This is a genomic window from Chloroflexota bacterium, assembly GCA_014360805.1.
GTDB lineage: Bacteria > Chloroflexota > Anaerolineae > DTLA01 > DTLA01 > DTLA01.
This window is the reverse complement of the sequence record JACIWU010000044.1, coordinates 1-23,072: the sequence shown is the minus strand read 5'-3', so window position 1 is coordinate 23,072 and position 23,072 is coordinate 1. Positions and strand designations below refer to the sequence as shown.

At 64.4% G+C, this 23,072-nt stretch carries 20 protein-coding genes and 1 pseudogene; 12 read left to right on the top strand and 9 right to left on the bottom strand.

Features of this window, described 5'->3' with window-relative positions; translation table 11 throughout:
• Positions 1 to 10: 10 nt before the first annotated feature.
• The 7 genes and pseudogenes from H5T65_08855 (at position 11) to H5T65_08825 (ending at position 7,169) form a co-directional block, all read left to right on the top strand.
• Positions 11 to 901, top strand: a pseudogene (locus tag H5T65_08855) (NAD-binding protein).
• Positions 902 to 905: 4 nt separating this feature from the next.
• Positions 906 to 2,558 (top strand): dihydroxy-acid dehydratase, encoded by a 1,653-nt coding sequence (locus tag H5T65_08850; GenBank protein MBC7259344.1) that lies wholly within the window; start codon positions 906 to 908, stop codon positions 2,556 to 2,558.
• 154 nt (positions 2,559 to 2,712) lie between these two features.
• Positions 2,713 to 3,573: a xanthine dehydrogenase family protein subunit M gene (locus tag H5T65_08845; protein MBC7259343.1), complete on the top strand. Its 861-nt coding sequence runs from the start codon at positions 2,713 to 2,715 to the stop codon at positions 3,571 to 3,573.
• A gap of 15 nt (positions 3,574 to 3,588) precedes the next feature.
• Positions 3,589 to 4,053, top strand: a complete 465-nt coding sequence (locus H5T65_08840; GenBank protein MBC7259342.1) for a (2Fe-2S)-binding protein — start codon at positions 3,589 to 3,591, stop codon at positions 4,051 to 4,053.
• A 15-nt stretch (positions 4,054 to 4,068) separates the two neighbouring features.
• Positions 4,069 to 5,373 (top strand): xanthine dehydrogenase family protein molybdopterin-binding subunit, encoded by a 1,305-nt coding sequence (locus H5T65_08835; protein MBC7259341.1) that lies wholly within the window; start codon positions 4,069 to 4,071, stop codon positions 5,371 to 5,373.
• Positions 5,374 to 5,375: 2 nt separating this feature from the next.
• Entirely contained in the window at positions 5,376 to 6,368 is a 993-nt protein-coding gene (locus H5T65_08830; protein ID MBC7259340.1) for a molybdopterin-dependent oxidoreductase, read from the top strand.
• Positions 6,369 to 6,653: 285 nt separating this feature from the next.
• On the top strand, positions 6,654 to 7,169 hold the full coding sequence (locus tag H5T65_08825; GenBank protein MBC7259339.1) for a hypothetical protein: 516 nt from the start codon (positions 6,654 to 6,656) through the stop codon (positions 7,167 to 7,169).
• 146 nt (positions 7,170 to 7,315) lie between these two features.
• On the opposite strand, the gene H5T65_08820 is transcribed toward H5T65_08825, so the two are convergent.
• Positions 7,316 to 9,952 (bottom strand): hypothetical protein, encoded by a 2,637-nt coding sequence (locus tag H5T65_08820; GenBank protein MBC7259338.1) that lies wholly within the window; start codon positions 9,950 to 9,952, stop codon positions 7,316 to 7,318.
• A gap of 310 nt (positions 9,953 to 10,262) precedes the next feature.
• Here H5T65_08820 and H5T65_08815 point away from each other — a divergent pair, with 310 nt between their 5' ends.
• Genes H5T65_08815 through H5T65_08795 form a run of 5 tightly spaced genes read left to right on the top strand, consistent with a single transcriptional unit; the run spans position 10,263 to position 14,451 of the window.
• Positions 10,263 to 10,784 (top strand): PadR family transcriptional regulator, encoded by a 522-nt coding sequence (locus tag H5T65_08815; GenBank protein ID MBC7259337.1) that lies wholly within the window; start codon positions 10,263 to 10,265, stop codon positions 10,782 to 10,784.
• Complete coding sequence (locus H5T65_08810; protein MBC7259336.1) at positions 10,781 to 12,253, top strand: ABC transporter ATP-binding protein; 1,473 nt, start codon at positions 10,781 to 10,783, stop codon at positions 12,251 to 12,253. The genes H5T65_08815 and H5T65_08810 overlap by 4 nt, the downstream gene beginning before the upstream one ends.
• A gap of 16 nt (positions 12,254 to 12,269) precedes the next feature.
• On the top strand, positions 12,270 to 13,097 hold the full coding sequence (locus tag H5T65_08805; protein MBC7259335.1) for an XdhC family protein: 828 nt from the start codon (positions 12,270 to 12,272) through the stop codon (positions 13,095 to 13,097).
• 39 nt (positions 13,098 to 13,136) lie between these two features.
• On the top strand, positions 13,137 to 13,748 hold the full coding sequence (locus H5T65_08800; protein MBC7259334.1) for a hypothetical protein: 612 nt from the start codon (positions 13,137 to 13,139) through the stop codon (positions 13,746 to 13,748).
• Positions 13,749 to 13,752: 4 nt separating this feature from the next.
• A complete protein-coding gene (locus tag H5T65_08795; protein ID MBC7259333.1) occupies positions 13,753 to 14,451 on the top strand; it encodes a hypothetical protein in 699 nt (232 codons plus the stop codon).
• Between the two features lie 119 nt (positions 14,452 to 14,570).
• Here the strand turns inward: H5T65_08795 and H5T65_08790 are convergent, their stop codons facing one another.
• From H5T65_08790 to H5T65_08755, 8 genes are all read right to left on the bottom strand, one after another.
• Entirely contained in the window at positions 14,571 to 15,200 is a 630-nt protein-coding gene (locus H5T65_08790) for a hypothetical protein (GenBank protein ID MBC7259332.1), read from the bottom strand.
• 48 nt (positions 15,201 to 15,248) lie between these two features.
• Positions 15,249 to 16,520, bottom strand: a complete 1,272-nt coding sequence (locus H5T65_08785) for a transcriptional regulator (GenBank protein ID MBC7259331.1) — start codon at positions 16,518 to 16,520, stop codon at positions 15,249 to 15,251.
• A 20-nt stretch (positions 16,521 to 16,540) separates the two neighbouring features.
• Positions 16,541 to 17,686 carry a uroporphyrinogen-III decarboxylase gene (locus H5T65_08780; GenBank protein MBC7259330.1) on the bottom strand — a complete coding sequence of 382 codons (1,146 nt, stop codon included), beginning with the start codon at positions 17,684 to 17,686 and terminating at the stop codon, positions 16,541 to 16,543.
• 4 nt (positions 17,687 to 17,690) lie between these two features.
• Positions 17,691 to 18,947 carry a Tm-1-like ATP-binding domain-containing protein gene (locus H5T65_08775; protein ID MBC7259329.1) on the bottom strand — a complete coding sequence of 419 codons (1,257 nt, stop codon included), beginning with the start codon at positions 18,945 to 18,947 and terminating at the stop codon, positions 17,691 to 17,693.
• A 37-nt stretch (positions 18,948 to 18,984) separates the two neighbouring features.
• A complete protein-coding gene (locus H5T65_08770; protein ID MBC7259328.1) occupies positions 18,985 to 20,079 on the bottom strand; it encodes a hypothetical protein in 1,095 nt (364 codons plus the stop codon).
• A gap of 4 nt (positions 20,080 to 20,083) precedes the next feature.
• Positions 20,084 to 21,346, bottom strand: coding sequence for a Tm-1-like ATP-binding domain-containing protein (locus tag H5T65_08765; protein ID MBC7259327.1), 1,263 nt, complete (start codon positions 21,344 to 21,346; stop codon positions 20,084 to 20,086).
• Positions 21,347 to 21,431: 85 nt separating this feature from the next.
• Positions 21,432 to 22,262 carry an N-acyl homoserine lactonase family protein gene (locus tag H5T65_08760; protein ID MBC7259326.1) on the bottom strand — a complete coding sequence of 277 codons (831 nt, stop codon included), beginning with the start codon at positions 22,260 to 22,262 and terminating at the stop codon, positions 21,432 to 21,434.
• A gap of 87 nt (positions 22,263 to 22,349) precedes the next feature.
• Positions 22,350 to 22,949, bottom strand: a complete 600-nt coding sequence (locus H5T65_08755; protein MBC7259325.1) for a UTRA domain-containing protein — start codon at positions 22,947 to 22,949, stop codon at positions 22,350 to 22,352.
• Positions 22,950 to 23,072: the final 123 nt, after the last annotated feature.

Below are 23,072 nucleotides of genomic sequence, written 5' to 3'. Positions count from 1 at the left end.
GACTATGGCAAGAGTTGGGTTCATCGGTCTTGGGCAGATGGGCAAGTGGATGGCCCTGAATGTCTTGAAGGCGGGGTTTGACCTGACCGTGTATGACATCAGCGAGGCGGCGGTCAATGCCCTCAAGGAGGCCGGCGCGAAGGCTGCGCGGTCGCCCAAAGAGATGGCGGGGCAGGTGGATTGGGTGTTCCTGAGCCTGCCCAACACCCAAGTGGTGGAGAGCGTGCTTTTCGGCGCCGACGGAATCGCGGAGGGGGCGAAGGCCGGGCTTATCGTCGTGGACCTGAGCACCATCGGGTACATGGCGACGCTGGGGTTCGCCGAGCGCCTGGCGCAGCAAGGGGTGGTCTTCGTGGACGCGCCGGTGTCGGGCATGGAGGCGCGGGCGAAGGACGGCACGCTGACCGTGATGTTCGGGGGCGATGAGGCGGTCTTCCAGACGGTGTATCCGGTGTTCCAGGCCATCGGCAATACCATTATCCACATGGGCAAGGTGGGCAGCGGCCAGTTGACGAAACTCATCAACCAGTTGCTGTTCAACACGGCCTGCGCGGCGATGGCGGAGATTCTGCCGATGGCGGTGAAACTGGGGCTGGACCCGGAGAAGATCGCGCAGGTTATCGTAACCGGCACGGGGCGGAGTTTCGCCGTGGAGTTCTTCACGCCGCGCATTCTGGGCAACAAGTTTGACGAGGGCTATCCGCTGAAGCACGCGTACAAGGACATGATCAGCGCGGCGGAGATCAGCGCGCACCAGAGGATTCCGCTGCCTATGGTGCACGCCGCGACGACGACGTACCAGATGGCGCTGGCCCAGGGGTTGGGCGACGAGGACAAAGGGGCCATGATCAAGGTCTTTGAGCGCATTCTGGGTGTGGAATTCCGCAAGAGGAAAGGGTAGCGCCATGGCGGAGCACCGGGGCCGACCGGAAGAGATCACTGAAGCCTACTACCGCGGGCTGATGCACGCGGTGGGCTACCGCAAGCAGGATTTGGACAAGCCGCAGATCGCCGTGGTGAATTCGTGGACCGACGTGAACCCGGGCCACTTGCCGCTGAAGGACCTGAGCCAGCGGGTCAAGGAGGGCATCTGGGCGGCGGGCGGCTCGCCGGGTGAGTTCAACGTGCCTGCGCCGTGCGACGGCATGGCGCAGGGGCCGGGCCAGCACTTCATCCTGCCCCAGCGCGACCTCATCGCAGGCTCCATTGAGGCCATGGTGCGCGCGCACGGGTTCCAGGGGATGGTGATGCTGGCGTCGTGCGACAAGATCATCCCCGGCATGGTGATGGCCGCGATTCGCCTGAACATCCCTACTCTGTTCATTACTGCCGGCGCCATGCTGCCCTACCGCATGGGCAACCGCACCGTGGTTACCTCGGATTTGAAAGAAGCCATCGGCAAGCGGCGGACGGGGGAGATAGACGACGCGACCTTTGAGGACTGGCAGGAGCACTTCTGCGCTTCGTGTGGGACGTGCTCCATGATGGGCACGGCCAACACGATGGGCTGCTTCCTGGAGGCGACGGGCCTCGCGCCGTTCGGTTCGGCGACCATGCTGACCTTTGACGCGGCCAAGTCGCGGCAGGCGCGGGATGTGGGCGAGCGTATCGTGGCGCTGGTGCGCGAGCGCAGGCCCTTCGGCGAGTTCTTCACGCGGGCCAATCTGGAGAACGGCATCAAGTACATCTCCGCGTCGGGTGGTTCCACCAACGCCATTCTGCACACGCTGGCCTTCGCGTCGCTGATGGGCATTGACTTGGATTTGGCGGCCTTTGACCGGCTGCAGGCGTCGGTGCCGGTGGTGGCGAAGTTCAAGCCCTCGGCGCAGTACAACATGGACGACTATCACATGGCGGGAGGGGTGCGCGCGCTGCTGGGCGTCATCCGCGACTGGCTGGATTTGAGCGTGCCAATGGCGATGGGGGGCACGTTGGGCGGCGCGCTTCGTGCTGCGCCTCGGCCCGACGGCGTGGTGATTCGGCCCGCGACGGAGCCGCTTGCGCCCAACGGGTGCTTTGGGATTCTGCGGGGCAACCTGGCCCCACTGGGGGCGGTGGTCAAGAAGACCGGCGTGGAGCCGAGTATGCTGGTGCATCGGGGCCCCGCGGTGGTCTTTGATTCGGAAGAGGACGTGCGCGAGTTCATGCTGACCAAAGAGGTGCGCCCGGGCTCGGTGCTGGTGGTGCGGTACGAGGGGCCGAAGGGCGGGCCGGGGATGCGCGAACTGTCCATCCCTGCGGCGATGCTCGTGGGGATGGGGCTGCACACGTCGGTAGCGATGATCACGGACGGACGGTTTTCGGGGGCGACACGCGGGCCTTGCGTGGGGCACATCTGCCCGGAAGCCTGGGACGGCGGGCCGCTGGCCTACGTGCGCGATGGCGATATGGTAGAGATCAACGTGCCCGAGGGGCGGTTGACCCTGCTGATCTCAGACGAGGAACTGCGCGACAGGCAGAAGTTACCGTTGGCGCGCCCCGATCATCCGGCGCCTGGGGTATTGGCCGCCTACCGCGAAAGGGTGCGTGGTGCAGAAACGGGCGCCGTGTGGCTTTAGTCATTCGGTTGTGGAGCCAAAGGCGCGTGATTGCGGAAAGGGGGTGATAGAATCCCTGTAGTTTGAACCCTCGTCGGCAACTGGAGTAAGGATTATTCAAGCGAAAGGAAGGTGACAAGGTATGTCTGGAGGCGAGTTCTATCGCGCAAGCAGTGTGCAAGAGGCCCTAGACCTGCTCGCCAAGTACGGGGCGAAGGCCCATGTTCTGGCTGGCGGCACCGACATCATGGTCAAAGTCAACCGCCGCCAACTTGCCCCCGAAGTCCTCGTGTACATTGGCGAGTGCGGCCTCAACTACATCAAAGACCTGGGGGACAAGGTCGTGATCGGGGGCGCGACTCCCTTCGCCGAGATACTCCGATCCGACGTCGTCAAGCAGAAACTGCCCTTGTTGGCCGAGGCCGTGAAGCACATCGGAACGCCCGCCATTCGCAACGCGGGCACCATCGGCGGCAACCTGGTAACGGCGTCGCCCGCGGCGGACTCGTCGGTGCCTCTCCTGGCGCTGGGCGCTTCGGTGAAACTGGCGTCCAAGTCGGGCGAGCGCGTGGTGCCGCTGGAGGAGTTCTTCAGGGGCCCCGGCGAAACCGTTCGCAAGCCGGATGAGTTGCTGGTGGAAGTGATCGTCCCCGTGCCCGACAAGGACTTGAAATTCGCCTACCACAAGATCGGGCGGAGGAAAGCCGGTACGCTGTCGGTGGTTGCGGGTGCGGTCGTCTTCAAGGCGGAAGGGGCGCCGCGCGGCACGGCGCTGGCGCGCGATCAGGCGTGCTACTTTGAGAAATGCACTCAGGCGCGCGTCGTGCTGAATGCTGTTGCGCCCACGCCGCTTGTGGCCAAGAGGGCATCGGCATTGCTGGAGGGGAGCGCGCTGGATGCCGAACTGATCGCCAAGATCGCCAAGACCGCAGCCGAGGAGACATCGCCCATTGACGACGTGCGTGCCTCCGCGTGGTACCGGCGTCAGGCCAGCGAGGGGCTTGTCAAGAGCCTCCTTGAGCGGATTGTAGCGTAGAAAGGGGTGGCTTCCATGTACACATTGGAATTGAAAGTCAACGGTCGGGCTTACAAGGTAGAGGTGAAGGCCACGACGACCCTGCTGCAGGTGCTGCGGGAGAAGTTGGGCATTACCAGCCCGAAGATCGGTTGCGAGACCGGCGACTGCGGCGCGTGCTCGGTTTTGGTGAACGGCAAGTTGGTCAAGGCCTGCATCACCAACGCGCTGACCGTGCAGGGCAAGGAAGTGTTGACGGTTGAGGGGCTTGGACGGCCCGGAGCCCTCCATCCCCTGCAGTTGGCCTTCCATGAGCACTACGCGGCCCAGTGCGGTTTCTGCACGCCCGGTATGCTCATGGCGGCGAAGGCGCTTCTGGACGAGAACCCGAAGCCGACGCGCGAAGAGGTGAAAGAGGCGCTGTCTGGCAACCTCTGCCGCTGCACCGGCTACGTGAAGATCGTGGAAGCCGTTTTGGCCGCAGCGGGCGAGAAGGCCTAGAAAGGAGAGGATTCCATGGCGCTGAATGTAGTTGGACAAAGAGTCAAGCGGTATGACGGCCTTGCCCACGTAGCGGGCGAGACGCGCTTCGTGGATGATGTCATCGTCCCAGGTACCCTGGTAGCCAAAGGCCTCCGCAGCCCTGTCCCAAAGGGGTTGATCAAGAAGTTGGACCTGAGCGCCGCAGAAAAGGTCCCCGGTGTGGTAGCGGTCATCACCCACAAGGATGTTCCCAACAACCGCTACGGCTGGGGCGGCGACCAGTACGTGCTGGCCGAGGATCATGTGCGCTACAAGGGCGAGTTGATCGCCGTTGTCGCTGCGGAAGATGAAGACGCAGCCCTGGAAGCCGTGGACAAGATGAAGTTGGAGATTGAGGAGCAGGAGCCGGTATTTGATCCGCTGGAGGCAATGAAGCCCGACGCTCCCAAGGTTCGGCCCGAGGGCAACATCTTCATGTTCGGTGACAGCCCGTGCCGCAAGATCATCTTCGGCGACATCAACGAGGGCTTCAAGAAAGCCGACATCATCGTGGAAGGCAAGTACCATCATCAGAGCCTGAAGCATGCCCAGTTGGAGCCCCATGCGTCCCTGGCGGTGCCGGAGGCGACGGGCCGGTTGACCATCTACACGGTCAGCCAGGCGATGTACTTCCACCTGACCTGGGTGTGCAACATCGTGGGGTTGCCGATGAGCAAGGTGCGGATGATCGGCGGGACGGTGGGCGGCGGTTTCGGGTCCAAGAACGACGTGCACGCCGACCACATCACGGCGCTGCTGGCGCTGAAGACAGGCCGGCCGGTCAAATGGCGCTGGACGCGCGAGGAAGATCTCCTGTTCTCCACCTTCCGCGGCTCGTGGGATATGGAGTTCAAGGATGGCGTTACGAAGGATGGGCGGCTTGTGGCGCGGCAAGTCAAGAGCATCCGCGACTCGGGCGCCTACACGTCGCTGAACGCCTACGTGGTGGACAAGCATTGCTTCCTGGTAGCAGGCCCCTATTTCATCCCCAACGTTTACGTGGAAGGGTACTGCGTGTACACGAACAAGCCGCCTGCCAGTTCCATGCGCGGGTTTGGGATCACGCCGGCCACCTACGCGGGCGAGATGCAGATGAACAAGATCGCCGAGGCGCTAGGTATGGACCCGTGGGAACTGCGATTCAAGAACGCGTTCCGCGAGGGCGAGATGACGGCGACGCAGCGCGTGGTGGATGCGGTTGCGCTGATTGAGACGATGCAGACTTTGGCCGGGGTAGTGGGCAAGGAACTGCCGCCTCACCTGAAGGCGATGACCTCGGCGCAGAAGAGGGAGGGGTAGAGATGAAAAAGCGAGGAGTTGGGTTTGCAGTCGGGCTCTATCCTACCGGCATGAGCGGGGGCGGCGACTCCAGCCAGGCGGTGGTGAAGGTCAAGCCGGATGGCAGCGTGGACCTGATCCTCACGTCGGTGGACATCGGCCAGGGGTGCAAGACGGTGCTGGCGCAGATTGCCGCCGAGGAACTGGGCGTGCCCTATGACCGCGTGGACGTGGTGAACGACGACACGGATACCGGCCCGCTCTGCTTCGGCACCTTTGCCAGCCGGGTTACCTTCGTGGCGGGCAACGCGACCAAGCAGGCGGCCCGGGAGGCCAAGCAGATCCTGTTCAGCGTGGCTGCGGACAAACTGGAGGCGTCGCCGGATGACCTGGAAGCCGCGAACGGCAAGATATACGTCAAGGGTGCGCCCGAGCGTTCGGTGGACATCGGGGCGATCGCGGGCGAGGCCACCTTCGGCCTGCGGAAGGTGATCGTGGGGCGCGGCCACTACATGCGCGCGCCCTCGGCTCCGGACCCCGCCACCGGCAAGACGGACCCGTTCGCGACGCTGGCGTGGGCCGCGGTTGAGGCGGAAGTGGAGGTGGACACCGACACGGGCGAGGTTACCGTACTGCGGCTGGACTGCGCCTACGATGTCGGCAAGGCCATCAATCCGCTGCTGGCCGAAGGGCAAATCCAGGGCGGCGCGGTCATGGGCATAGGCGCTGCGCTGATGGAGCAACTGTATCCGTACAAGTCGCCGGTGAAGTTCCCAGCCGAGACGTTCGGAGACTATGTGATTCCCACCGCGGTGGACGTGCCCGAGGTTACGGCGGCCATCTACGAATGCCCGTCCCCCGACGGGCCCTTTGGCGCGAAGGGCATCGGCGAAATGACGGCGAATGCGCCCGGCCCGGCTATCGCCGCCGCGGTCCACGAGGCCATCGGCGTGTGGATTGACGAACTGCCGATAACGCCGGAGAAAGTGCTCTGCGCGTTGCAGGCGAAGGGCTAGCACTGGATGACCCCATCGGGGGGGCTGGCTGCAGCAGGCTCCCCGATGGGCGGTTTTTCCCGAGTCTTGGCTTGTGATGTGGGCGGCGTATAGCAAGAGAGGTTTCCAACGTTAGAAACTTTCAGCGCAGTTCGGTGTTGTAGGAACTGAGGGGAACCAGAGGATCGGGTGCGCTGGCCGAAGGGAGAGGCGGCTGTGTAGGCAGTGAAAGCCACGGCTCCAAGTCGCTCGGGTGACCCAAATCGTTCGGTATACGACTGATTGAAACTGTGAGGAGGGAAACAGATGGGTCCGATTATCTTGCTTCTAGCGGCGTTCATTTTCATCGTGGACGCGGCGTTCCTGTTCGGTAAGGCTGACCCCAAAGGTGCTGGCGTCGCGAACGTGGCCGTAGGCGTCATCATGAACGCCTGCGGGCTCCAACTGGGCTTCACCGCCGGCGGCGACTCGTTCCTCATGATCCTTTGCGGCCTGACCATGGCCTTCAGCCTGTTCTACATCGTCCTGGGGTGGTGCCTGCTGGCCGGCTACGATCTGAAGGCCCTGGGATGGCTCTGCCTGGGCGCTGCGCTGTTCACGCTCCTGTCGGCGGTCTTCTTCTTTGGCCTGGGCACGACGGGGAACACGATTCTGGGCATCTTCGCCCTGACCTGGGCTACGCTGTTCGCTACGGCTTGGCTGAACCTAGCGCTTGGGACCAAGTGGGCGGGCTTTTTCGTCAAGTGGATCCTGGTCGTGGACTCGCTGATCACGCTCATGATCCCGGCCTACCTTCTCATCACGGGTGGCTGGCCCGCCTAGTTCTGGCGCGCTCTGCAGGAGCACGGATGGGTCTCTCCCGGCCTAGTTGTAGATGTCGCGGCACCCGATTGCAGCGGGGCTTGTCGGATGGTAACGGCAAGCCCCGCAGTTTTTGCGCGGGGGTGCTGCTGGCCCGTGGCCGGCGCTCAGCGGCGAGTCTGGACGCCCTTCACAATCACCGGCAGCAGGGCCTTGGCGCGGGGTGTTGGTGTGGGCGAAGGGGTCGGCGTGGCTGTGGGTGTGGGAGTGGGGGTGCGCGTGGGCGTGTACGTCGGCAGGATTGGGCGCAGCGGCGTGTGGGTGGGCGTGGCCGTGGGCGTGTTGAGCGAGCATGGCACGACATCTTGGTCGCCGGGGGTGTAGGATAGGTCGGTGGTGAGGAGAACCTTGTCCAGCCGGGCGCCCATCTCGCGCCCGTCAAACCGTAGGGTGTGGACGCCGGGGCCAAAGTAGTAGCGTTCTTCAACGGGCCGCCCGTACATGTGCACTCTGCTCCAAATCCACGTGGGGGGCGTGGGGCCGTATGGCACGAACTCGTGCCAGAACCGCTCCGCTCCGTCAATGGACACGAAGAACGAGTTGCCGGTGTACTCGCCGCTGCCTTGCACGCGCGCCCAGATGGCATAGTTGCCTGGGGTGTGAACATAGAACGTGAGCGTTACCGACCCCTGATTGCCCAGCCTGGTCTCCACGAACCCGCACTGCGATGCCTGTGTGGCGGCACCCAGGTCCATCCCTGGCCTCACGACGTACCCGTGTTCTGCCTCTATCGCGATTGTCTGTGCTGGAAACGGCGTGGCCGTCGGCCTGGATGTTGGTCTGGGTTCGGGTTCGGCCGGGAAGCGCAAGAACCATATCATCCCGTCCCACCACACATTCGCGACGTAGATGATGTCGCCTCCCACCGCGACATGGCTCGCACCGTCGGGTATCTCGTAGAAGCCTACTTCTCTCGGATGCGCCGCATCGGAGACGTCCAGGACCCTCAGCCCGAATGTGGGGTCTGCGACGTAGAGGTAGGGCTGTGCGAAAGCGATGTCCTCAACCCAACCAGGGATGTCAAATTCGCCGGCCTTTGTCGGATGCGTCGGGTCTGAGATGTCTATGATCCAGATGCGCTTTCCCCCCACCACGTAGGCGTAGGAATCCCCGACCGCCACATAGCGAGCCGTGTCAATTTCAGCGTAAGCGCCGACCTCTGTGGGGTTGGTTGGATCCGAAACATCAATGATGCGCAGTCCGCCTCGGCCGTCGGCTACGTACGCATATCCCTCGCTGACGGCCACCTGAAAGGCGTCGCCGGGTGTGCGGCAGTATCCGAGCCAATCCATCCACCAGCGCTCTGGGTCGGCTACATCTACGATTCGCAGGTATCCGTCGGCAGGGTCAAAAACGACGGTGTAAACGTAGTTGCCAGCGGCCGCGAGGTCATTCTGCCTGTAGTCCCAAGAATGCCAGCGGCCGACCAGTGTGGGAGACTGGGGAGCGGCGAGGTTTATGACCAAGATCTCGCTAAGTTTCCCAGTGATAAGGTTCTCACGAACCGCAACGAACGCGTAGTGGCGCGAGGTAACGACAGGCCCTCCCCCTCCGATGCCGCCGTAGTCGCAGAAACCGAGTTCCTGGGGGCCGCTTGCCTCGGAGAAATCCACGACCGCCAGGCTTTCGCCTGTGGTAACGAGGAGATGATCCTGGTAGGTGGTCATCTCCGTGAGGTGGTGCGGGGTTAGGTACGCACCGACCTGGGCCGGGGAGTCGGGGTTGCTGATGTCTAGAACCAGAAGCCCCTTCTGAGCATCGGCGACGTAAGCATAATTGGCTGTAACAGAAACTGCCGATATGGAGCCTTCAGTGCGGTATACTCCCCGCCGCACGGGTGAGGTAATGTCCCCCAAATCCAGAACGGCAAGGGAGCCATCCTCATAGAAAGGATTTCCGTGGTTTAGTCCGATGCACGCGCGGTTCCCCCACACGCTGATCGCGCTGATGTCGTCATAATATTCTGGTATGTAGGCGCCAACTTCTACGGGGTGGGCGAGGTCGGATACATCTACGATGTGCATACCCCCGGGAAGCGACAGCGGAAGAGGTCCGATTTCCCGCGGCGCATAAGGGTCGGACACGTCTATTATGGAGATTGTTCCTACGACATAAGCGTAGTTGCCGCTTATGGTTATCAGACCCCATACTCCCGCAAACACGTAGTCTCCCACGACGGCCACGTCGGTCGCGTGCGAACTGAGGTAGAGGAAACTTGTCTCCACCAATCGGTGGGGATTGGACACATCTATGATCCGCAGGCCACCGTCATAATCGGCAATGTAGGCGTAGTGGCCCGCCACTGCCACCCCCATCGCATAGCCTGGCGTGTCGTAGGAGCTGACCTCCCACGGGTGGGTGGGGTCCGATATGTCCACGAGGCGCAGCCCGTGATGGCCGTCAGCAAGGTATGCGTAGTTGCCCGACAGAGCAATGTCCAGAACCGAGTGGGGGAGCGCATCCGTCCATCCGACCGGCTTGGGCGCTGTCGGGTCTGAAACGTCCGCAATGACGAGTCGCGTGCCAATGGCAAGGTACGCGTAGCCGTCGCGCACCGCGAGTGCCGTCTTGCGTCCGGAGGGCATTTGCCCAAGCGCTCGCACGTTCCAAGCGCCGTCGGACGCTACACGCACATCGGCCTGGCTGGGCAGCGCCTGCGTCGCCGAGAACGCGCTTGCCATGACGCAGGCGCACGCCACGGCAAGCAGGCCTGCCGCACGCATGAGACGTTTCTGTTGCATCATCTCACACCCTCTGTCTTTCCGAAGTATACCACATCCCTCAGGCAATTTCAAAGCCGAATATCCCGGGGTGGGTTGCATGGGAAGGCCTTCGTAGAAGGGGTGTGCGTGTTTCCTATTGGGGATAACGCTGCATCTGGCGTGAAAGATTCGGGTTCTATGAGCGCAGGTGTACGGCCATGTACATTTGGAGTCGGGTGGAGGCCAGAGTAGCGCGCACGGGGCGAAGCCCCTCCGAAGTTGACAGAACGCCGAGAATGTCTATAATGGGGCTGTATTCAATTCCAGAATATTCGGAAAGTGAGTATGCCCTATGGCACGAGAACGAGCACTGTCGGCCGGTCCCGTCCTGCTGGGACTTCTCATGCCCGGCCCCAAGCACGGCTACGAACTGCACCAGGAGTTCGCCGGGTCGCTGGGGGCTGTGTGGCAGTTGGGCCTGAGTCAGTTGTACGCGCAACTCAAGACGCTGGAGGACGAGGGCCTGGTGGCCTGCGAGACCGAGGCGCAGCCCAACCGCCCCCCGCGCAAAGTGTACAGCATCACCGACGCGGGCCGGGCGCACTTCCTGAACTGGTTGCACGAACCTACCCCTCACATCCGCGGCATCCGACTGGAATTCTTGAGTCGGCTCTTTCTGTTCCGAAAACTCGGCTTGCCGGGACTCGGCGACCTCATTGATCGGCAGCAGGCGCTGTGCCGGGTCCGGGCCGACGCGTTTGCGCGACTGGTGGATGGAGCGGACGATCCGTTCTTGAAAGCGGTGTACGAATTCCGGCGAGGGCAGGTCCATGCTGTGATGGAGTGGCTGGATTCCTGCCGCGAGATGCTATGATTCGGATAGATTCCCTTTCGGTTTCCTATGGCTCCCATGCGGCGCTGGCCGACGTGTCGCTAAGCATCGGGGCGGGCGAGTTTGTGCTGATCAGCGGGCCTTCGGGGTGCGGCAAGAGCACGCTGGCGTTGGCCCTGGCCGGGTTGATCCCGCAGGCGGTGCCCGCGCGGGTGTCGGGCCGGGTTACGGTGGACGGCCTGGACACGCAGCAGGCCCCCGTGCCGGCCCTGGCAAGGACGGTGGGCATCGTCTTCCAGAACCCCGCGACGCAACTGTTCAATACCACCGTGGAAGAAGAGGTGGGTTTTGCGCCCCGCAACATCGGCCTGTCGGCGACGGAAATCCGGTCGCGGGTGGACGAGGCGCTGGAGACCGTGGGCATCGCGCATCTGCGAACGCGTAAATTGCGGGCGTTGTCGGGCGGCGAACAGCAGCGCGTGGCGATCGCGTCTGTGCTGTCGCTGCGCCCGAGCGTTCTGGTCCTGGATGAGCCGACGGCGCATCTGGACTGGCGCGGCGTGGAGCAGTTGCTGGCCGCGTTGGAGCGGCTGCGCCGGGAGCACGGCGTGGCGGTGGTCCTGATTGAGCATCGGCTGGCGGCGGCAGCATCGGTGGCGACGCGGGTGGTGCTGATGGAGCGCGGGCGAATTGTGGCCGACGGCGCGCCCGGGGCGTTGCTGTCGGACCGGGCGCTGCTGGCGATGTTGGGGCTGCGGTACCCCTGGTGCGACGTGGGCCGACGGGTGGACCCCGTTGGGCCAGCACCGCGACCGCATGGCGACGAACCGCTGGTGGCGTTGCGCGGGGTTTCGGCAGGCTACGGGAAGCATCGGGTCCTGGATGGGCTAGACCTGGCGATCTACCCCGGGCAGTTTGTGGCGCTGGTGGGGGAGAACGGCGCGGGGAAGAGCACCGTGGCGCGGGTGCTGGCCGACATCGTGCACGCCGCCCACGGCAAGGTGGAGTGGCACCCGTCGCTGCGACGGCTGCCGGCGGGGCGGCGCGTGGGACTCCTCTTCCAGAACCCGCTGAACCAGTTGGTGTGCGACTACGTGGACGAGGAGGTGGCCTACGGGCCGACGAACTACGGGGTGGGGGCCGACCTTGGGTCACTTCTGGCGGCGGCGGACCTTGAGGGGCTGCGTCGGAGCCGCATCCAGAACCTGAGCGCGGGGCAGCAGCAGCGCACCGCCCTGGCGGCGGCGCTGGCGGTCCGGCCGCGTCTGCTCATCCTGGACGAGCCGACGATGGGCCAGGACTGGGCACATTTGAGCAGGCTCATGGACTATCTCACGCAACTGAATGAAAACGGGCAAGCGATTTTGCTCATCACGCACGATGACCGCCTGGTGTGCCGATACGCGCGGCGGATTGTGCGGATGGCGGGAGGGCGCATTGTAGCGGACGGCGCGGTGCCGACGACCATGCCGGTGGTGAGTCCGGCAGAGATTGCTCACACGCACCGATGAGTTGAGGAGGGCAGTGATGGAGAACGCAGCAGACTTGTACAAGGCGATCTACGAGTCGGTTGAGAAGGGCGAGAGCGTCTGTGTGGCCACGGTGGTGGGCGCGAAGGGTTCCACGCCGCGGAACATGGGCGCGAAGATGCTCATCTGGCAGGACGGGCGCACGCTGGGTAGCGTGGGCGGCGGGGAGTTGGAAATGCGCGTGGTGGCGGCGGCGCAGGAGGTCTTTGCGAAGGGCCGGCCGATGCGTCTGGACTTCTCGCTGCGCGGCGGGGGCGACGCGGGGATATGCGGCGGCGACGCCGAGGTGTTCCTGGAGTTGGTGGCCGCCAAGCCGAGGTTGGTGATCATCGGCGGCGGGCACGTCGGGAACGCCTTGAGCCGACTGGCCGCGCTGTTGGATTTTCGCGTCGTGGTGATGGATACGCGAGAACTGGATGCGTCGCTTTTCCCGGAGTCGGCGCAGTTGGTTCAGGTGCAGTCCTATGACGCGCTGCCGAAGGAGTGGTTTGACGCCCAGACCTATGCGGTGATCATGACGCCGAACCACATGGGAGACCGCGCGGCGTTGGCGCAGTTGGTGCAGTTGCCGCTGGCGTATCTGGGGATGATCGGCAGCCGCCGGAAGGTGGAGCAGACGTTCCAGGCTTTGCGCGAGCAGGGCGTGCCGGAGGATGCGCTGAACCGAGTCTACGCTCCCATCGGCCTAGGGATTGGCGCAGAGACGCCCATGGAGATTGCGGTGAGCATCGCCGCCGAGATCATTCAGGTGCGCAATACCGCGCATCTGGGAAAGGAGGCCCGCGAGCAAAGGCATCAGAGTTTGAAGCAGGCGATTCATGGGTAGGCTGGCCATTAGCACATTAGACTTGCAAGGAGGACACACATGGCAAAGTCCACGTTCACGGTGCGCGATTGGATCTATGTGGCTGTCTTTGGTGCGTTGTGGGGCATTCTTGAGATCACCCTGGGGTCGTACTTGCATGTGCTGTTCCCGCCGCTGGCCGATACATTCGTGGTCGGGCTGATTATGGCGGGCATCGGGGCGATCATCGCTCTTGTGGGGCGGTGGTTTGTCCCCAAGCGAGGGTCGGTGCTGGGCATCGGCGTGGTAACGGCGATATTCAAGGCCTTCAGCCTGGGCGGGATCGTGATCGGCCCGATTGTGGCCATCCTGGCGGAGGCCATCCTCATGGAGTTGGCGCTATGGCTGCGGGCCACGCCGACGAGGGGGCTGTACATGCTGGCCGGAGCACTGGCCGTGAGTTGGAACTTCTTCCACAAGTTCGTCATGATGTGGCTTCTGTACGGCCAGGGCATCGTGCAGGTGTATACGAAGATGGTGAAGGAAGGCAGCAAGTTGCTGGGCATAGACGTGGCCTACGCCGTGGCCATCATCGTCATTCTATTCCTGTTCCGTGTCATCGTTGGAGCGGTGGCGGGGTGGATCGGCTGGGATTTGGGGCGCTTGGTGGGGCGACGGCTTGCACGCGAGTAGGGGCATGTCGGTGGCGGCGAGGTTCCGCCTGAACTCCATCAGTTACCTGGCCTTCCTGGTCTGGACGCTCGCGCTGGTGGCATTGCTGCCGGACGCCCGCCTGGGCCCGTTTCTGCTGGCGGTGCTCGCGGTTGGGGCGCTGCTGGGCAGCAGCGGGCTGCGGATTCTGACGCGCGGGCGATTCTGGCTGACGCTGGCCTCGGTGGCGGTACTTTCGGGGCTTCTCCTGGGAGAGCGCGACCTGCAGTGGGGCTTCCTGCGGCTCTCGCGCGAGGGGTTCGTCATTGGGCTTTGGATGAGCGTGCGGGCGGTGGCGCTGATGCTGGCGTTCGCCATCAGCCTGGCTGCCCTGTCAGTTTCGGAGATGGTGCGCCTGTTTGAGGCGGCCAACATGCGCGGGCTTGGGTTTGCGCTCGGGGTTGCCCTGAACCTGGGGCCGGTGCTGCGCGACGCGGTGGAGGCCGCCTATCACACAATTCGCCTGCGCGGGGGATTCCGCAAGCCCGCGCAGGCGATGCGCCTGTTTCTGGTAACCGTCATCGCCAACGCGCTGCGCTACGGCGACGACGTGGTGAAGTCGGCGTCGGCCCGCGCCTTTGACCTGGACGCGAAGGCCAAGTCCACGCTCCAGGCGGGGTGGGCCGACGCGCTTTTCGCGTGCGCGCTTGTGGGGGCGGGCGCGGCGCTGGTCTTCGCGGTCTGACGGCAGGAAGACTACTCCCTCATCCTCCCCCTGTCTCCCTTTGTGGCACGCCCACGGGGATTCCTTCGCTTCGCTCACGAGGACGCAAGAGGACACGGGCGCGTCCAGGGCGTGGCTTGCTACCGCGGGCGCATGCACCAGAGGTCGCGGGCTGGGCTGTCCTGCGCCTGCGCCCAGGTGGTCTGGGCGATCCAATCCGAATGCTTCTGCGCGGCGGCGAGAACGTAGGCGAATTCCGAACCGCGGTGGGGGCCATCCAGGTTCTGCACGAAGTGGCTGTCGTCGGGCAGGCGCAGGACGCGGGTGAAGAACGGCCCGACGACGGGCAGGAACGTGAGCAGTTCGCCGAACACGGCGCGGCCGGTGGTGAGGTCTGGGCGCGCGAGCCAGTCCAGAAGCGGCGGGATGTCGTCGGGCGTCGTGTCGCGGTGGCGGTTTTCGCGGAGCCACACCCGCACATACGTGGTGTGCGAATAGAAATCCTGGACTGCGTGCAGGCAGCGGCCCAGGCACCGCATCCCGCGCTCGCAGTCCCCGCGCTGCAAGGCCAAGACCGCCTGGCGCTGCTGCGCCTGCATGTAGCGGAACGCGGGGGGAATCGCGTTGTCCACGTGGTACTCGGCGTGGCCGATTTGGCCCTTGAGGCCGTCCTGCGCGATGTTGGCGCGTATGGCGACCTCCACGGCGGCCTCGGTGAAGTAGGGGGACAGGGCCGCTCGCGTGATTTGGCGATGAAATTCGGTCAGCAATGTGCGCTCCTTTGAATTGACATAACTACACTGCGCGCGGCCGTAGGGCTACTGCCCCCAGACTTCCAGCGCGCGCTTCAGTTCGGGATGTTGTCTCGCCTGCTCGTCCAGGGGGATGCCCTGGACTGCGGCGTCAATGGCCTGGCGCATGGCTCTGGCTCCGGCGGCAGCGCCGTCGGGGTGCCCCTGGATTGCCCCGCCGACGGCCAGCATGATGTCCGGCCCGAAGTCCTGGATGATTCGCACGGCGTTGGCTGGCGTGATACCGCCGCCGATGGTGGGCAGCGTGGGCTTGAGGTGGAACAGCGGCATGCGCTGCATGTGCGCGATGCGCAGGTAACGCTCGCGCAGGAAGGGGTAGTGGGTGTAGACGGAGTTGAACATGCCCGCGTCCGCTCCGGCCAGCCGTACCAACTTGCCCAGGAGGAGCGGCGACGCGATGCCGGAACGCGGGTTCTCGGTGAGAGTTGCCGCGCCCGCCGAATGGGCCAGTATGGGGATGGCGATGGCTTTGTCATCCGCGAGCATGTGGAGCGCGCCGAGACCCACCGCCGCCGCGTTGACCATGACCATGGAAGCGCCCAACTCCTGGGCGCGGCGGGCGTTTTCCGCCAGGTTGTCTATGCGGTCCGTGATGTTGGCGCAGTAGGCGGCGCGGTGGCCGGTCTCCTCGTACACGCGCTCCGCCGCCCGCCGATAGGCCGCTACGCGACGGGACAGGGTGTTGAACGACGGGTTGCCGAGGAGTTCGTCGTCCTTGATGATGTCCACGCCGCCCCGCGCCACTTCGGCGAAGAGCGCCGCTCCCTCGTCGGGGCCGAATCCGGTGCAGGGCTTGATCATGTTCAGCAGGATGGGCCGCCCGAAGATGGCCAGGTGCTTGCGCACGCCTTCAATCCCGAACTTGGGGCCTTGGAAGCCGCCGGCAAAGGTGGGCGAAAGTTGGATATCTAGCAACTTGACCTGCGACGAGGTGGAGGCTTCGTTGCCCAGAAGCGTGGTCAGGAGCATCGGGAATTGAGGCCCGAAGTTGATTTCCGGGAAGGCGATTTGCAGGATCACGGGACGCTTGCCTTCCGGCAGGTCCGACGCGAGTTCGGCTGGAGGGAGGTCGTATACGGCGACGACGCGGGCCATGTGGCGCGCCGCCATCTCGGGCGTTACGCCGGGGACGGGCGTCCATGTGCCCACGCTTTGCCCCACGGCCAGCGCGCGGGCCTTCGCCAGCACATCGGACGAACGGTCCATCTCCGTGTAGTACGTGGCGATGATGAATCCGTCGCGGACAATCTCTTCTGGATACGCAAATGCCTCTTGCATGGTTCCCTCGGTTGGGCAGATTATCGGTGCGCGGCTCCCTGCCCGAATTCGTAGGCCGCGTCGGCCATGGCCAGGATGTTCTCGGGCGGCACGTCTTCCTGGATGTTGTGGACGGACGCGACGACGTACCCGCCGCCCGCGCCCAGGTCCTGGATGCGGCGCATCACCTCTTCGCGCACGTCCTGGGGCGAGCCGCAGGGCAGGACGTGGCTGGTATCCACAGCGCCCCAGAACGCGATGTGATTCCCATATTCGGCCTTCAGGCGCGCGGTGTCCATGCCCACGGCCGATACCTGCACGGGATTGAGCGCGTCCACGCCTATGTCAATGAAATCGGGAATCAGGGTGCTCACCGCGCCGCAACAGTGATACAGCACTTTGGCGCGGGATTTGCTCTTGAGCAAATCTATCATCTGCTTGTGGCGCGGCTTGATCATCCGACGGTAGCGGCGCGGGTCCACCATGGGCCGGTCCTGGAATGCCACGTCGTCGCCGAATTGGATGACGTCCACGAACGGGCCGACCTCATCCAGCACCGCCGAGGCCAGGTGCATCCAGAACTCCAGCGTCCTGTCCATGAGGGCTTCAATGAAGGCGGGGTTCAGAATCAAGTCCATGAGGTATTCCTGGTAGCCGCGAAGATACTGGCTCTGGTGCACGAACCCCACCGGCAGGCTCAACACGACGGCGTAGTCCGTTTCCTCGTGCAGGCGCCGGGCCTGGTCGCGGAGGCCGCGCGTCCGGCCTGGGTTGAGCGGGTCGGGCCACAGGTACCGCGCCAGGTCGTCCAAGTCGGCGGCGCGGAGCGGGTTGCCCACAGGCGCGTAGTGGCCTTCGCCCGCCCTGGCCCACACGACGCCCCACTCGTCCTGGAACGAACCATCGGCGAAGTAGATGTCCTGCCATCCATCGGGGCTGCCGGGCAGGAGGGGCCGCGTGTCCGAATGCAGCCGCACGGCGATTTGCTCGTCTAGGAACACCGTGCCCGATTTGCGCTTCATATAGCGCGTCTCGCCGGCGATACCAAGCGTTGCCTTCAGGCGCTCGTAGGCTTTCCCGATGATGGTAGTTACCGACGAGCCGCCGATGTCAATGGGCACGCGGTCGGGAGAGCGATGCTCTACCGCGGCGATGACGCGCTCGCGGGGGGTCATCCTGTCCGTCATGGCCTCATATCTCCTGTGGCCGCGTCGCGGGAGGGACGCTGGCGTTGCCGGCTTCGCGGCGCAGGCTCATGAAGGTTTCCACGACAACGTCGGCGAACTCCGGGTCGTTGATGTGGGCGTCCACTTCCACCTGGCGCACCTCGGGCGCGAGTTCTCGGCGCATGGTGAGCACGTAGGCCATGTTCGCCGCCTCATCGTACAACGGATGCCCTTGCTTGTTCAACATGCTGTAGCCGCGCAAGGGGATGACCGAGGCGCGCGGGCCGTGGCCTTCGTTCAGGCGCGTGGCGATGAAATGCGCCACCTGTTCCATCTCCTCGGGCGTGGTGCGCACGTGCGTGTGCGTCGGGGAGTGGCGAACGCATGCGCGGTCCCTCACCTCCAACGGCAACTCATCGCCCACGCCGTGGAGTCGGATGTCGGTGCAGCCCGGGACGACGACCTGTGGGATGCCCATAAGCCCCGCGGCCTTCATCCGCTCTGGCGCGGCGGGCATGAGGCCGCCGAAGAGGAGGTCGGTGATCTCGTGGGGCGAGAAGTCAATGAGGCCGCGAATCACGCCCTGCGAGATGAGTTCCTCCATCGCCTGCCCGCCGATGCCGTTGCAATGGAACGCGACGACCTCAAAGCCGAGGGCTTCCAGGCGCTCCTTCACGGCCATGACGCCGGGCGTGGTGATGCCGGCCTGGGTGATGGCGACGAGTTCTCGGTCGGGCATCTCGGCAGCAGGCGGTTCGGCGGCCATGGCGACGACGGCCCTCGCGGCCTGGGCCAGCAGGCGGCGCGTAATGCGGTTCAGCCCCGAGATGTCGGCCACCGAGTGCAGCATGGCGATGTCCTTCGTGCCCACGTAGGGGCCGAAAGTGGTCTTGCCGCAGGCCACGGTGGACACCATGAACTTCGGGACGCCGACCGGAAGGGCGCGCATGGCGGCTGTGGCGATGGCGGTTCCCTGCGCGCCGCCGACGGCGATCACCCCCTGGAATGCGCCTTGCTGGTAAAGGCGGGTTACCGTGCTCACTAGGCCGTTGGTCATGGTGGACTGGATGAGCGCCTTGTCGCGGGTGGCGAGGAGGTCGGGCAATTCCCAGCCCGCGGCCCGCGCGATTTCGGTGCGGGACACATCGGCGGGGATGGCGGGCTGGCCGAGCGTGCCCGGGTCAAGGATAAGCGTTTCGTGTCCCAGGGCAGCGATGGTATCGCGCACGAAACGAACCTCGTGGCCTTTGGTGTCCAGCGTGCCGATGATCGCGATCCTCATGCTTTCCCTCCGTATGTCGTGGCCGATGGCGGCTCGGCTATCCGCCTGCCGGGTAGCGCCCGTATTTCAGGCTGCATTCCAGAAGCGCCAGGTAGTTCTCAAACGGAACGAAGTCGGGGATGGAGTTGCTGGATCCGATGAGCCACCCCCCACCCGGAGCCAGGGCAGCGGCTTTCTGTCGCACTTCGGCCTCTACGTCGGCGGGCGTGCCGCCGCACAGGGTGGCCTTGAGGTCAATGTTGCCGGCGACGGAAATGCGATGTCCCCACTGGCGCTTGACAGTAATGATGTCATTCATGGGCGGCTCAAGCGGGTGGATGCAGTCAAAGCCGCATTCCACCAGGTCGGCCAGGACGCGCGCCAGGTCGCCGTCGCTGTGGAAGCCGACGGGTAGGTTGGCCTGGTGGCACCTCTGGACAATGGCCTGGTACCAGGGATAGACCAACCGTCGGTACACCTTGGGCGACACCAGCGGCCCCGTGTTGTAGCACAGGTCGTCGGGCATCCAGATAGCGCCCACGCACTCGTGCTGCAGGAGAATCTCCAGGACGGCCATCTGCAAATTGCCCAGTTTGTCTATGACGGCCTTCACGAATTCGGGGTCGTCGGCCAACTGGAGGCTGAAGTTCTCCAGGCCCATGAGTTGCCACGCGCCCATGAAGATGTATCCCAGTTGGGGTATCACCTTCATCGTGGGCGGGAGGCACTCGGCGATGGCGGCGAGTTGCGCCTCCAGCGAGGGGTAGTCCTGGTACCCGCTCAGGGTTTCCGGCGCCGGCCACGGGAATTGCTCAAACTCGTCGCGCGTGGCGATGATGCCCACGGTCTCGCTGGCCCACCCGCGGGCGTGCTGCTGGAGGGCTTCGGGTTTTCGCTGCCGAAGCCATTCGGTTATGGCGGGGTGCACACCGCGCACCAGCGAGCGAACGCCCGCACGGACGGGCACGAAGTCGTATCCGGCGGCCTGCCAGAACTCCACTTCGTCGGCCCATGTGCGGACGGGGCGCCCGAGAAACCGCGCCTTGATGGTGTTGTGGACCGAGAGTTCAAACAGCGGCGCGCGGTCACGGTCGCCTTGGCGGAGCATTGCCCGCCGCACGCGACCGAAGTCCGTGTCCGCCGCCAGTCTCATGGCACTATCCCCCGTTTCCGTACCGCGCCGCCACCTCCGCGGGCTTTTCGCCATCCAAAAGGCGGGCCATGCAATCGGCCACCGCGTCGGCGAAGATTGGGTCGTTGATGTGCGCCGGAATGAGCACGAGCGGCACTTCCGGCCGCAGCCCTGTCTGGAACTCGCGGATCACCGCCTCGTTGCCTTCGGGGTTGTAGAGTTCGCGTCCGGGCTGGTTCATGTCCGAGAAGCCCACCGTGGGGATGATGACCAACGTGGGGCCGAGCGCGCGGTTGAGTCGGTCAATCATCGCACGCGCGGCAGTGGCCATTTCTTCCGGAGAGGGCTGGAACACCGTCATCTGCGCGTTGTGCACCATCTTGGGCCGGTCGCGGTAGGCGGGCGGAGCCTTGTCCACGCTCTCCCACAGGAGGTAGTCGCCGCCGCCCACGGAGACGACGGCTGGAATCGCATAGCGGGTCAGCGCGTCCATGCGGTTCTGCGCGCCGGCCAGCCCGTCGTAGATGCCATCAATGACCTCGTGCACGCTGAGGTCTATGACGCCCGCGAACTTCCCGGCTTCTATCAGGTCTTCCATGGCCGGGCCGCCGGAGCCGTTGGCATGGAAGGGCACGATCTGGTAGCCTTTGGTTTCCAGGATGGCTTTGACGCGCATGACGCAAGGCGTGGTGATGCCGAGTTGCGTAACCGCGATGACGGGCTTCTCGTGTTGGGCCGGGGCGGGGTGGCGCAGGGCCATGCCCGCAATGGCGTTGGCGGCATTGCGAAGGATGGGGCGGCTGATGGCGTTCACGTCCAGGATGTCGGTTACCGAGTGCATCATGCAGATGTCTTTCGTCCCGACGTAGGGGCCGAAACGGAACAGGCCGCTTGCGATGGTGGAGAGCATGAGTTTGGGCACGCCGACCGGCAGCACCCGCATGGCGGCGGTGCCGATGGACGTGCCTTGGCCGCCGCCAATGGCGACGATGCCGTCCAGTCGTCCTTCTTCCCAGAGCCTGCGCACGATGTTGCAGAGGCCCTCGGTCTGCTTGGCGATGCAGATGCCCTTCTTGCCCTGGGCGATGAGCGCTTGCAGTGTGGTGCCGGCGGCCTGGGCCACTTCCTCGCGCGTGATGTCGGGCTTGACCGTGGGGGTGCCCAGCACGCCCGGGTCAATGAGGATGGTGTCCAGTCCCCAGGACGCGATCTCGTCGCGAAGGTACGCCGCCGCCTCGCCCTTGGTGTCCAAGGTGGCGACGATGACAACGGTGCGCTTGGTTTTCATGGGTTCCCTCGCTCATGACGCACGGGTGTTGAGGATGTCGCGCACGGCCCATGCCTGGCTCGCAGGCCAGGCGGTGGGGTGCCGACTAGATTCCCGCGAAATAGAACGGCGCGCCAGGGATCGGCTCCCTGCGTTTTCGGAGTGGCATCCCCGGATAGGGATACACCGGATGCTCCATGACCTTGGCGTCGTGGCACGGCAGGATGAAGTCCGCGCGCCGGTCAATTTCCTCCATGCTCCGCCAGCCGTCAATCATGCTGACGAACCGCTGTTGTACCCAGTAGCGCCAGTGCTCGTCCATGTTCGGCTCAAAGTTGCGGTAGGTGAAGATGGCGTCGCCGACGAGCACGATGGTGCCCGCCTCGGTCTGCACTTCCACGGACTGGTGGCCCGGCGTGTGCCCGGGGGTGGGGAAGACCTTCACGCCCGGCACGATGGTGGCTTCTCCCTCCACCACCTCAAAGTTGCAGCCGATGAAGGGCGCTTCTATCCCCAGCACCGGCGACTCGTAGGAGCGGTAGTACAAGGGCAGCGGGTTGTACGCCCAATGCAATTCTGCCGCCGAGACGATGTAGCGCGCGTTGCGGAACCGCTTCATGCAGGAAACGTGATCCCAGTGCAGATGGGTGAAGATGCAGATGTCTATGTCGTCGGGGTTCACGCCCATCTTCAGGAGCGCATCGGGGCTGTCCAAGCAGTCCGCCTTGCGGGTCTTGTGGTGGTAGCGCGTGGCGCGTTCGGCGTCGGGAATGCCCGTGTCCACCATGATTTTGTGCTCGCCGGTGTCCACGTAGAAGCAAATCATGGGGATTTCGGTCTTCTGGCCCCCTGGGCCTTTGAAGAAGATGTACGTGCCGAGGTCTGCCTCGGCCCATCCGGTGTTGATGGGGTAGATTCGGGTCTTTGCGGTTGACATGAGTCTTCCTCCCTGCGTTGATACTCCAGACTACACCTTTCCATCCGACGATTCGCTGACAATTGCCTTACAATTCCGTTGCCCGCGCTAATGGTTCTGTGCCCGATTCAGAAGGTAGGCGGCCTGCGGCCAGAGCGAAGCGACGTAGTGATACCGGTCTGGCCGTGTGTGGATGTCTGCCCACACCAGGGGCTGGCCGGTGCGGCTGATGCTCAACCGTTGCACCACCAGGACGGGCGAGTTGGGCTGTAATCCCAGGACGGCCTGATCCTCGGCCCCCGCCGCCTGGAGGACGACTTCTTCGCGCACGTCCGCGACGACGGCATGGTACTTCCCCTCTAGCAGTCGCTGGAAAGAATGATGGGTCATGTCGTCGTCCTCCAGGCCGGGGCAGACTTCGTAGGGAATGAAGTTGACCTGATCGGCGATGACCTCTTCGTTCACGATGCGGGTGCGCTCCAGCCTGTACACCGGCGAACCCACATCCACCTGGAGCCGCTGCGCCACGCGCTCTGCCGCCGGCTCAACTGCCACGCGGCGGATGCTGGAAGACGGGGTCAAGCCAGCCCGGCTCGTGTGTTGGAACAGGCTTTCCACGCTGGGATTGAGGGGGGCCAGGATTTCAAACTCGTCGCCAGCGGGTTGCACCAGCCCCTTGCGGTGCGCGGATTCTAGAACCCGGCGCATGTCTGCAAGGGATGCGCCGAAGTCCGCAGCGAACTTCTCGGCCGCGGCTTTGAACCCGCTGGGGATTCTACCGTTTACAATGGCGTTTTCAAAATGTTGCTGAAGGTCGCGGGGGAAATCTAC